This window comes from Agrococcus sp. HG114 (assembly GCF_024723325.1).
GTDB lineage: Bacteria > Actinomycetota > Actinomycetes > Actinomycetales > Microbacteriaceae > Agrococcus.
In genome coordinates this window covers 1-10139 of record NZ_JANQCH010000085.1, presented here as the reverse complement: position 1 = coordinate 10139, position 10139 = coordinate 1, and the positions used below count along the sequence as shown (strand labels likewise).

The window sequence follows — 10139 nt, the reverse complement described above, 5'->3', positions numbered from 1 at the left end:
CCGCCGCGCCCCCGCGCCGCACTGCGCCGCACCGGCAGCGCGCGCCGCCCGCCGCGACGCCGGGCGTCAGCCGCCGAAGAAGGTGACGAGCAGCGCGACGCCGATGATGAGCAGCAGCAGTCCCCAGGGCGCGCCCTGCGACTCGGCCACTCGGCGACCGCGGTGCCGCCCGCGGCTCTGCACGCCCGACGCCCAGTTCCACGAGTTGCGGACGCCACTGGACGCCCAGCCCGACGAGCGGCCGGACGAGCCGCCGAACCCGCCGAAGCCGCCGAACGACCCGCCGCCGCCGGACCGCGATCCGCCACCCATGAAGCCGCGCGCGCCGCCGCCGAAGCCGCCGCCTCCGCCGCTGCGCCCGCTCACGCTCATCTTCGCCATGCCGTCAGGCTACGACTGATGCCGCAGAGCCGGCCGAGCGCATCCGCCACCGAGCCGATCCGCTGCCGTGCCCGCCCTGTGCCCGAACCGCGATCGCACCCCGACTGCCCGGCGGTGCCGCAGTGCCGCCGCGGGCCACGCTCCCGGGACGCGATCACCCGTAGTCGGGAGCCGCCCCGGTGCCGAAGAACTCCTCGAGCGTCGCGACGCCGCCCTCGCGCATCGCGGTCGACACCTCGACGCCGACGTAGCGCAGGTGCCACGGCTCCCACTCATAGCCGGTGATGTGCTCGAGCCCCTGCGGGTAGCGCACGACGAAGCCGTGCTGCCACGCGTTCGCGGCGAGCCAGCGCCCGGCCGCGGTGTCGCCGAAGCACGTCGCGAGCCGGCACTGCCCGCCGGTGCCCGACACGTCGATCGCGAGCCCGGTCTGGTGCTCGCTGTGGCCCGGACGCGCACTGGTGGTGTCGGCCTCGGCCTGCCCGTAGCGCGCGACGTAGCCGCGGTAGAGCTCGCCCTGCCGCTCGAAGCTGCGGTACGACGAGAAGACGAACGTGCCCTCCCCGATCTCGGCGCGCATCGCCGCCGACATCGCCGCGAGCGCCGCGTCGACCTCGGGCCGCACGCGCTCGCCGCCCTCCTGCGCGCTCGAGACGGCGACGAGCGCCGGCCGGTACTCGGGCGGCTGCAGCGGCCGCCGCTTGTTGACGAGCACCTGCAGGCTCGAGGCGCTGTCGATGTCGAAGGCGGATGCGGAGGTCGGCTCCGGCTCGGCCGTCGGCGTCGCCGTCGTGGTCGGCCCGGGCATCTCCGGGGGCGCCGTCGCCGGCGGACTCACGACCGCGGAGGGCGAGGCAGCGGGCGCCGCGCCAGTCGCGCTCGGCGACGGCGAGGGCTCGGGCTCGGCGCTGCAGCCCGTGAGGACGAGCGCGGCGCACATGAGGAGGACAGCGGCGCGCACGCCACCATCGTGCCACTCGCTCGGTGGGCGCCTCGCGCTGGCGAGCGGCAAGAACATTCGGTAGACTAACGATCTTCCCGACCCCGAAGGACCCCCATGCAGCAGCGCGACCAGCGCTCCGCCGGCGGCGCCACCGCGCCGGGCGAACCCCTCATGACCTCCCGCCAGATCACCCTCGTGATCGTCGGCCTCATGATCTCGATGTTCCTGTCGTCGATCTCGCAGACCGTCGTCGGCACGTCGATGCGCACGATCGCCGACGACCTCCACGGCCTCGACCTGCAGGTGTGGGTCGTGACCGCGTTCCTCGTGGTGTCGACGATCGTCACGCCGATCTACGGCAAGCTGAGCGACATCTTCGGCCGCCGACCGCTCTTCCTCATCGCGATCGTGCTGTTCCTCGTCGGCTCGGTGCTGTGCTCGTTCGCGCAGGACATGGTGCAGCTCGCCGCGTTCCGCGCGGTGCAGGGGCTCGGCGCGGGCGGGCTCATGTCGCTGCCGATGACGATCATGGCCGACGTGCTCGACCCCCGCGCCCGCGCGAAGTACCAGGGGTACTTCCTCGCCGTCTTCGGCGTCTCGTCCATCCTCGGCCCGCTCATCGGCGGGGTCTTCGCAGGCGAGGAGCAGATCCTGCTGCTCGACGGCTGGCGCTGGGTGTTCCTGTTCAACCTCCCCATCGGCGCCGCCGCGCTCTGGATGGTGTGGCACTACCTGCACCTGCCCGCGCACCACGAGCGCGTGCGCATCGACTGGTGGGGCGTCGCGCTCCTCGTGCTCGCGGTCGTGCCGCTCCTGCTCGTCGCCGAGCAGGGGCGCGTGTGGGGCTGGCTCTCGCCGGCGGCGATCGCCTGCTACGCGGTCGGCGCGGTCAGCACGGTGCTGTTCCTCATCGTCGAGCGGCGCATGGGCGACGCCGCGATCATCCCGCTGCACCTGTTCCGCAGCAGCACGTTCTCGATGGCCACCCTGCTCGGCGTCTTCACGGGGTTCGGCATGTTCGCCGGCATGATGATCATCCCGTTCGTGCTGCAGATCGTGCACCGCATGAACCCCACCGAGGCGGGCCTCGCGACGCTGCCGCTCATCGTCGGCCTCATGATCGCCTCGATCGCCTCGGGGCAGATCATCGCCCGCACTGGCCGCTACCGCTTCTTCCCCGTCGTCGGCCTCGCCGTGATGGCCATCGGGTACGGCGTGCTCGTCACGCTCGAGTACACGACGCCGCTCTGGGTGCTGCTCGTCGGCCAGCTGCTGCTCGGCCTCGGCCTCGGCCAGCTGATGCAGACGCTCACGATCGCCGCGCAGAACGCCGTGCAGCCGAAGGACATGGGCGTCGCGACGAGCTCGGCGACCTTCTTCCGGCAGCTCGGCGGCACCGCGGGCGTCGCGGTCGTCTTCTCGATGCTGTTCGCGCGGCTCCCGGAGACGCTCCAGGCGGCGTTCGCCCGTCGGGACCTGCGTGCCGACCTGGCGGCGGCGACGCAGGACCCGGCCGTGCTCTCCGACCCGGGCAACGCGCGCATCCTCGACGTCCTGCAGCACCCCGAGCAGCTCGGCGGCGCCCTCAACGAGGACTCGTCGTTCCTGAACACCGCAGACCCGCGGCTCGCCGCCCCGTTCCTCGACGGCTTCTCGAACGCGACCTCGGGCCCGTTCTGGGTCGCGCTCGCGGTCGTGCTGGTCGCGCTGCTGCTCGCGATCTTCTTCAAGGCGCCGCCGCTGCGGCAGAAGTCCGCGATGGAGGAGGCGATGGAGCAGCGCGCCGCGCGCGCCCAGCTCGAGGCGGATGCGTCGGCACCGGGTGCCGTCGCTCCCCCGGTCACGACGTCGTCCATCCCGGTCGTGCGCGTGCCCGACGATCACCAGGCGCGTCCCGGTTCTTCGTGAGGCGGCTCCCAGGTGCCGTGCCTACGTTGATGGGTGGAGCGACCGCTCCGCTGATCAAGGAGGTTGAGATGGGTCTCGACGACAAGATCTCGAACGCTGCCCAGGAGGCAGTCGGCAAGGCCAAGCAGGGCATCGGCGACGCGACGGACAACGAGCGCCTCGAGGCCGAGGGCCACCGCGACGAGGCCGCCGCCAACGCGAAGCAGGCGGGCGAGCACGTCAAGGACGCCGGCAACGACATCAAGGACACCTTCCGCTAGGTCTCCTGGGATCACGAAGGGGCGAGCGCTGCGCGCTCGCCCCTTCGTCGTGTCGTCAGTAGTTGAGGTCGCCGAGGCGCTGCGCGTCGATCTCGATCCCGAAGTCGCGCGCCTGGGCCTGGATCTTCTGCGCTCGAGCGAGTCGCGGCAGGTCGCTGCCGTCGGTGATCTTGCCGCCCGACTCCTCGAAGGCGCGCACGAAGCCGTGCGCCCACGCGACCTCGTCGGGGCTCGGCGCGAGCCCCGCGTTGATCATGGGCGCCTGCTCGTGCGTCAGCAGCAGCTTCCCCGACATGCCCATCTCCTTCGCGAGCCGGGTGCCGGCCTCGAGGCCCTCCATCGACAGGGTCGGGCCGTCGATCGGCGCCGGCAGCCGGGCGGCGCGCGAGGCGATCACGAGCTGCGAGCGCGCGTAGGCGAGGGCGATCGGGTCGTCCCCCGTCGCGGTGTCGCGCTTGAAGTCGCCCGTGCCGAACGCGAGCCGGAACGTCGAGGGCGCGTTCGCGATCTGCTCGACGTGCAGCACCCCGCGCGCGGTCTCCACGAGCGCGAGGATGCGCATGCCCTCCGGCAGCCGGTCGGCGGTGTCGTTGACGTGGCTCGCCGACTCGGTCTTCGCGAGCATCACGCCCTCGAGCCCCGGCGTGCCCTCGAGCGCCGCGAGATCGGTGCTCCAGAAGTCGCTCGCCGCGTCGTTGATGCGCACCCAGGCGTGATGCCCGGTCGAGAGCCACTCGACGGTGTCCTGCCGCGCCTGCACCTTGTCCTTCGCGGCGACCGCGTCCTCGATGTCGATGATGATCGCGTCGGCGGCGCTCGCCTGCGCGATCTCGAACAGCTCGGGCTTCGAGGCGGGGACGAGCAGCCAGGAGCGGGCGATGGCGGGCGAGACGTCGGTTCGAGGCACGTGCTCCAGGGTAACCGGCGCGCTGATGCCCGCAGCGGCGCCGCCTGGCTAGGCTCGCCGCATGTCGATGCTCTTCGCGGGCGTGCTCGGGGTGGCGGGCCTCGCGGTGGGCCTGCTGCTCATCGCCGGCGGCATCGCGCTGCTCGTGGTCGGCTCGCGCCGCCGGGACGACTCGACCTCGCGAGCGCCGCTCGCGATCGGCGTCACGCTCCTCGTGCTGGGCACGGCGATCGCGGTGCCGTCGCTGCTCGGCCTGCTGCTGCCGTTCGCGCGCTGACGAGGCGGCCGCCATCGGTCGCTCTTCAGGATCGGTGCCTACCCTCGCGGCATGGATGCGATCTTCGGAATCATGCAGGGCTCCGCGATCTGGCTGCTCGCGCTCGGACTCGGCCTCCTGGTGCTCGGGGTCGTCCTGCTCCGGACCGGCCGGCTCCGCCGGGAGAAGGCGGAGCACGGTCAGCGGCGGCAGGGGCTGGAGATCGCGCTCATCGTCGTCGGCGCCGTGCTCGCCGTCCTCGGGGCCGTGGGCTGGATCGGCTCGCTCACGACCGGCGGCTGACCCCCGCCGCCATCCGGTCGCGCAGCGCGCATCCGCCCGCTGCCATCGCGGGGCGCCTCAGCTCCTGCCGCGCAGCCGATCGATCTCGCGCCGCTCTCGGCTCGACGGCCGGCCGGCACCGCGCGGGCGGTGCGGCACCTGCGCCGCGTCGATCGCGCTCGGCCTCGGCGGCGAGCGGTCCTCGATCGCTTCGGCGGCGATGGGCGCGCTCGCCCGCTTCGCGAGCAGCTGCCGCACGACGACGACGCGGTCGAAGCCGTGGATGCGCACCCGCACCTCGTCGCCGACGCGCACGGGCGCGGCAGCCTTCGCCGCCTGGCCGTTGAGCTTCACGTGGCCGCCCCGGCACGCCTCGGTGGCGGCCGCGCGCGTCTTCACGAGCCGCACCGCCCAGATCCACACGTCGAGGCGCACGCGCTCGCTCATGCGTCGGCCAGCACCTCGAGCACCGCTTCGCCGTAGCGCTCGAGCTTCGCCTCGCCCACGCCCGAGATGGTCGACAGCTCGACCATCGTGCGGGGGCGGCGCTCGGCGATCGCCGCGAGCGTGCGGTCGTTGAACACGACGTAGGCGGGCACCGACTGCTCCTTCGCGGTCGCGGCGCGCCACGAGCGCAGCACCTGGAACAGCGACTGCGCGGCGTCGTCGAGCTCGGCCGTGCTCGACGAGCGGCGCGCCGCCTTCGCGGGCGCCTTCGTCTCGTGCCGCAGCCGCACCTCGCGCTCGCCGGCGAGCACCGCGGCCGACGCCTCGGTGAGCGCGAGCACTCCGTACTCCCCCTGCGGCTGCAGCACGCCCTGCGCGAGGAGCTGCCGCACGATGCCGCGCCACTGGACAGCGCTCAGATCTGCCCCGATGCCGTACGTCGCGAGCTGGTCGTGCCCGAAGCGGCGGATGCGCTCGGTGTCGGCGCCTACGAGGATGTCGACGAGGTGCCCGGCGCCGAACGACTGGCGCCGCTCGCGCTGGAGCCGGACGATCGTCGAGAGCAGCTTCTGCGCCGGCACGGTGCCGTCGTAGGAGTCGGGCGGGGTCAGGCACGTGTCGCAGTTGCCGCAGGGACCGCTCGGCTCGCCGAAGTATGCGAGCAGCTGCACTCGCCGGCACCCGACCGTCTCGCACAGCGCGAGCATCGCGTCGAGGTGCATCGTCTGGTTGCGCTTGCGCTGCGCGTCGCCCTCGCCGTCGGCGATCATCCGGCGCTGCTGCACGACGTCCTGCAGCCCGTAGGCCAGCCATGCGGTCGACGACTCGCCGTCGCGGCCCGCGCGGCCGGTCTCCTGGTAGTAGCCCTCGACCGACTTCGGCAGGTCGAGGTGCGCGACGAAGCGCACGTCGGGCTTGTCGATGCCCATGCCGAACGCGATGGTCGCGACCATCACGACCCCGTCGTCGCGCAGGAACCGCTGCTGGTTCGCCTGCCGCGTGCCGCCGTCGAGGCCCGCGTGGTACGGGAGCGCGTCGACGCCCTGCGCGCGCAGCCACGCGGCGGTGCTCTCGACCGACTTCCGGGAGAGGCAGTAGACGATGCCGGCGGCACCCGGGTGCTCGTCGCGGATGAGGCGCAGCAGCTGCGCCTTCGCGTCGACCTTCGGCGCGATGCGGTACTGGATGTTGGGCCGGTCGAAGCTCGACACGAACACCTTCGCGCTGCGCAGGCCGAGCCGCTCGACGATCTCGGCGCGCGTCTCGCTCGTCGCCGTCGCGGTGAGGGCGATGCGCGGCACCTCGGGCCAGCGCTCGCCGAGCACCGCGAGCTGCAGGTAGTCGGGGCGGAAGTCGTGGCCCCACTGGCTCACGCAGTGCGCCTCGTCGATCGCGAAGAGCGCGATCGGTGCGGCGTCGAGCAGCGACTGGGCGACGGGCAGCCGCTCGGGCGCGAGGTACAGCAGGTCGAGCTCGCCCGCGAGCAGCCGCCGCTCGACGTCGCGCCGCTCGTCGATCGACTGCGTCGAGTTGAGGTAGGCGGCGCGCACCCCGAGCTGCTCGAGCGCGTCGACCTGGTCGTGCATGAGCGCGATGAGCGGGCTGATGACGACGCCCGTGCCCTCCCGCACGAGCGAGGGGATCTGGTAGCAGAGGCTCTTGCCGCCGCCCGTGGGCATGAGCACGACCGCGTCGCGGCCGGCGACGAGCTCGTCGATGACCGCAGCCTGCTGGCCGCGGAACGCGTCGTAGCCCCACACGCGCGTGAGGGCCTCGAGCGGCGTCGCCGCCTTCGCGCTCGCCGCGACGCCCGCCGCCCGCTGCGGCACGACGCGCACGGCCGAGCGCACCGCGGTCGCGGCTCGACCGCCCGCGCTCGGCGCGTCGAGGTCGGTCGGCGGCAGCCAGCCGTCGTCCGGCTCGCCCCACGACTCCCACGGCTCCGGCGCGTCGGAATCGCTCGGCGGCGCCCAGTCGTCGTGCCTCGCGTCCGTCACGCCTCCCCCTTCGCGCACCCTGCGCATCCAGCCTAGGTCCGGCCGCCCACGGCGGCCGCCGGTCCGGCCCGGGACTGTGGACGTCGGGCGCGGGTTCAGCGGCGGCGCGAGAGCCACTCCTCGAACGTGATCCGGCCCTTGTGCTGCTCGGTGAGGTTCGCGCCCGAGCGCAGGTAGTCGAGCAGGGACGGCGGGAAGGGCCCGTTGACGATGATGCCGCGCGCGCCGGTCGCCTGCTGCCACGCGCGCGCGAGGTCGCGCGACACGCGCACCTCGGGCCCGCCGATCTCGGTGAAGCGCTTGCCGCTCGGCTCGAGCGCCTCGTGCGCGACGAGCTCGGCCACCTCGCTCACGGCGACCGGCTGCAGGCGGCCGCCGAGCGCGACGGGGATCGCGCCGAGCGCCGACCCGGCCTCGAACTGGTCGACCGACCACTCGTGGAACTGCGCCGCTCGCACGATCGACGTCTCGAGCGGCGACTCGAGGTAGGCGAGCTCCTGCTGCCGCTTGCGCCGGTGGTAGGCGAAGCGCGAGCGCTCGACGCCGAGGATCGAGAGCAGCACGACGCGCGCGACACCCGCGCGCTCCGCCGCCTGCACGACGTTGCGGGCGCCGATCGTGAAGGGGCGCAGGTCGAGCGGGTTGCGCGAGTTGAGCGCGTCGACGACGACCTCGGCGCCCTCGAGGGCGGCACCGAGCCCCTCGCCGGACACGACATCGGCGCGCACGCCCGGCGCGCCGGCGATCGCCTTGCCCGAGCGCGACATCGGCGCCGCGACCACGCCGCGGCGGCCGAGCGCCCGCACGATCGCCGAGCCCGCGTTGCCGGATCCCCCGATGACGACGATGCGCATGCCCTCACGCTACGCCCGCTCCGGCGCAGCGCAAGCCGAGCGGCGCCCGCACGCGGCAGACGGCCCGGATCTCGCCGAGATCGGGCCGTCTGCGCTGCGCGGGCTTGCGTCGTGCCCGCCCGCGGGGGGTCGCTACTCGCCGGCCGGCTGCGGCTCGGTCGGCGCCTCGGCCGGCTCGAGCACCGTGAGCGCGTCGAGCAGGTCGTCGCCGGGGACGACCGGGATCATCGGCGCCTCGATCTCGGCGCGGTCGAGCAGCTGCTGCGTGCGCTTGCGGCGAGCCGGCGCGATGACCGTCACGACGCGGCCGTCCTGCCCCGCGCGGCCCGTGCGGCCGGCGCGGTGCAGGTAGGTCTTGTACTCGTCCGGCGGGTCGGCCTGCACGACGAGCGCGATGTCGTCGACGTGGATGCCGCGCGCGGCGACGTCGGTCGCGACGAGCACGTCGACCTTGCCGCGCTTGAGCTTGTCGAGCGAGCGGTTGCGCTTCGCCTGCGTCAGGTCGCCGTGCAGGCTCACCGCGGCGATCCCCGCGTCATCGAACTGCTCGGCGAGCCGCTCGGCGTACGCGCGCGTGCGGGTGAAGACGATGATCCGACCCGGGTTGCGCACGATCTGCTCGAGCACCGCGTCCTTGTCGTAGCGGTCGACGACGAGCACCTGGTGGTCGATCGTCGAGGTCGACTGCTCCTCGCCCGCGACCTCGTGCACCGACGGCTCGGGCAGGAACTCCTTCACGAGCGCCTGCACCTCCGCGTCGAGCGTCGCCGAGAAGAGCAGCTTCTGGCTGCCGGGGCGGGTCTGGCGAAGGATGCGCTGCACCGGCTCGAGGAACCCGAGCTCGGTCATGTGGTCGGCCTCGTCGATGACCGCGATCTCGACGCTGCCGAGGTTGAGGCGGCGCTGCTCGACGAGGTCCTCGATGCGGCCAGGGGTGCCGATGACGATGTCGACGCCGCGGCGCAGCGACTCGACCTGGCGGTCCTGCTTCACGCCGCCGACGATGACGGTCGTGAAGACGCCGACCGAGCGCCCGAGCGCCATGACCACGTGGTTGATCTGCTGCGCGAGCTCTCGCGTGGGAGCGAGGATGAGCGCACGGGGCGGCCGACCGAGCTCGCGGCGCTCGGGCCGGCTGCGGGTCAGCAGCTCGACGATCGGCGCGCCGAACGCGATCGTCTTGCCGGAGCCGGTGCGCCCGCGGCCGAGCACGTCACGGCCGGCGATGACGTCGGGGATCGTCGCGGCCTGGATCGGGAAGGGCGACTCGGCGCCCATCGCGCGGAGCGCGCCCGAGATGCTGTCGCCCAGGCCGAGGTCGGCGAAGCTCACGCCGACGGCATCCTCCGCGCTGATCGTCTTCGCCTCGAGCCGCTCGAGGACGACGTCCTCCTTCGGCGCGAACGGCTTCGAGTCGTGCGACGGGTAGTAGGTGCTGTCGCGGCGCGGCCGGTCGGCGGAGTCGCGGCGCGGGCGCTCGTCACGGTCGAAGCGGCGCTCGGGCCGGTCCTCGCGGTCGAAGCGACGGCCGCCACCGCGCGCGTCGCGGTCGAAGCCGCGCTGCGGGCGCTCGTCACGGTCGAAGCCGCGCCGCGGGCGCTCGTCGCGGTCGAAGCCCCGCTGCGGGCGCTCGTCGCGGTCGAAGCCGCGCTGCGGTCGCTCGTCGCGGTCGAAGTCGCGCCGCGGGCGGTCGTCGCGATCGAAGCGGCGCTGCGGCCGGCCGTCCCGCTCCGTGCTGCGTCCGCCACCACGCGTGTCGCGGTCGAAGCCGCGCTGCGGGCGCTCGTCGCGCCCGAAGCCGCGCTGCGGCCGATCGTCGCGATCGGAGCGGCGCTGCGGCCGGTCCTCCCGGTTGGAGCGGCGCTGCGGCCGGTCGTCCCGGTCGAAGTCGCGCTGCGGGCGGC

11 protein-coding genes are annotated in these 10139 nt (G+C 73.7%); 4 read left to right on the top strand and 7 right to left on the bottom strand.

What is annotated here, in order from left to right; translation table 11 throughout:
* Positions 1-66: 66 nt before the first annotated feature.
* On the bottom strand, positions 67-381 hold the full coding sequence (locus NWP09_RS09070; RefSeq protein WP_258275195.1) for a hypothetical protein: 315 nt from the start codon (positions 379-381) through the stop codon (positions 67-69).
* A 154-nt stretch (positions 382-535) separates the two neighbouring features.
* Positions 536-1189: a M15 family metallopeptidase gene (locus NWP09_RS09065; protein WP_258275194.1), complete on the bottom strand. Its 654-nt coding sequence runs from the start codon at positions 1187-1189 to the stop codon at positions 536-538.
* A gap of 249 nt (positions 1190-1438) precedes the next feature.
* Between NWP09_RS09065 and NWP09_RS09060 the strand changes: the two genes are divergently transcribed.
* Entirely contained in the window at positions 1439-3232 is a 1794-nt protein-coding gene (locus NWP09_RS09060; RefSeq protein ID WP_258275193.1) for an MDR family MFS transporter, read from the top strand.
* A gap of 68 nt (positions 3233-3300) precedes the next feature.
* Entirely contained in the window at positions 3301-3492 is a 192-nt protein-coding gene (locus tag NWP09_RS09055) for a CsbD family protein (RefSeq protein WP_258275192.1), read from the top strand.
* Between the two features lie 55 nt (positions 3493-3547).
* Here NWP09_RS09055 and NWP09_RS09050 read toward each other — a convergent pair whose 3' ends face one another.
* Positions 3548-4399, bottom strand: a complete 852-nt coding sequence (locus NWP09_RS09050; RefSeq protein ID WP_258275191.1) for a CoA ester lyase — start codon at positions 4397-4399, stop codon at positions 3548-3550.
* Between the two features lie 61 nt (positions 4400-4460).
* Here NWP09_RS09050 and NWP09_RS09045 point away from each other — a divergent pair, with 61 nt between their 5' ends.
* Positions 4461-4676 (top strand): hypothetical protein, encoded by a 216-nt coding sequence (locus tag NWP09_RS09045; protein ID WP_258275190.1) that lies wholly within the window; start codon positions 4461-4463, stop codon positions 4674-4676.
* Positions 4677-4727: 51 nt separating this feature from the next.
* On the top strand, positions 4728-4958 hold the full coding sequence (locus tag NWP09_RS09040; protein WP_258275189.1) for a hypothetical protein: 231 nt from the start codon (positions 4728-4730) through the stop codon (positions 4956-4958).
* Positions 4959-5015: 57 nt separating this feature from the next.
* Here NWP09_RS09040 and NWP09_RS09035 read toward each other — a convergent pair whose 3' ends face one another.
* The 4 genes from NWP09_RS09035 to NWP09_RS09020 form a co-directional block, all read right to left on the bottom strand.
* The gene (locus NWP09_RS09035; protein ID WP_258275188.1) at positions 5016-5384 is read right to left on the bottom strand and encodes an RNA-binding S4 domain-containing protein; all 369 of its coding nucleotides are present in this window, start codon (positions 5382-5384) and stop codon (positions 5016-5018) included.
* Positions 5381-7213, bottom strand: a complete 1833-nt coding sequence (gene recQ / locus NWP09_RS09030) for a DNA helicase RecQ (RefSeq protein ID WP_258275196.1) — start codon at positions 7211-7213, stop codon at positions 5381-5383. The genes NWP09_RS09035 and recQ overlap by 4 nt, the downstream gene beginning before the upstream one ends.
* A gap of 263 nt (positions 7214-7476) precedes the next feature.
* A complete protein-coding gene (locus tag NWP09_RS09025) occupies positions 7477-8235 on the bottom strand; it encodes an SDR family oxidoreductase (RefSeq protein ID WP_258275187.1) in 759 nt (252 codons plus the stop codon).
* 132 nt (positions 8236-8367) lie between these two features.
* Positions 8368-10139, bottom strand: a 1772-nt coding sequence (locus tag NWP09_RS09020) for a DEAD/DEAH box helicase (protein ID WP_258275186.1), incomplete at its 5' end; no start/stop codon positions are given.

Coding starts and splice junctions, on each gene's coding strand:
- NWP09_RS09025 (WP_258275187.1), bottom strand. CDS start 8,235: ATGCGCATCGTCGTCATCGGGGGATCCGGCAACGCGGGCTCGGCGATC.
- NWP09_RS09065 (WP_258275194.1), bottom strand. CDS start 1,189: ATGCCCGGGCCGACCACGACGGCGACGCCGACGGCCGAGCCGGAGCCG.
- NWP09_RS09070 (WP_258275195.1), bottom strand. CDS start 381: ATGGCGAAGATGAGCGTGAGCGGGCGCAGCGGCGGAGGCGGCGGCTTC.
- NWP09_RS09035 (WP_258275188.1), bottom strand. CDS start 5,384: ATGAGCGAGCGCGTGCGCCTCGACGTGTGGATCTGGGCGGTGCGGCTC.
- NWP09_RS09060 (WP_258275193.1), top strand. CDS start 1,439: ATGCAGCAGCGCGACCAGCGCTCCGCCGGCGGCGCCACCGCGCCGGGC.
- NWP09_RS09045 (WP_258275190.1), top strand. CDS start 4,461: ATGTCGATGCTCTTCGCGGGCGTGCTCGGGGTGGCGGGCCTCGCGGTG.
- NWP09_RS09055 (WP_258275192.1), top strand. CDS start 3,301: ATGGGTCTCGACGACAAGATCTCGAACGCTGCCCAGGAGGCAGTCGGC.
- NWP09_RS09040 (WP_258275189.1), top strand. CDS start 4,728: ATGGATGCGATCTTCGGAATCATGCAGGGCTCCGCGATCTGGCTGCTC.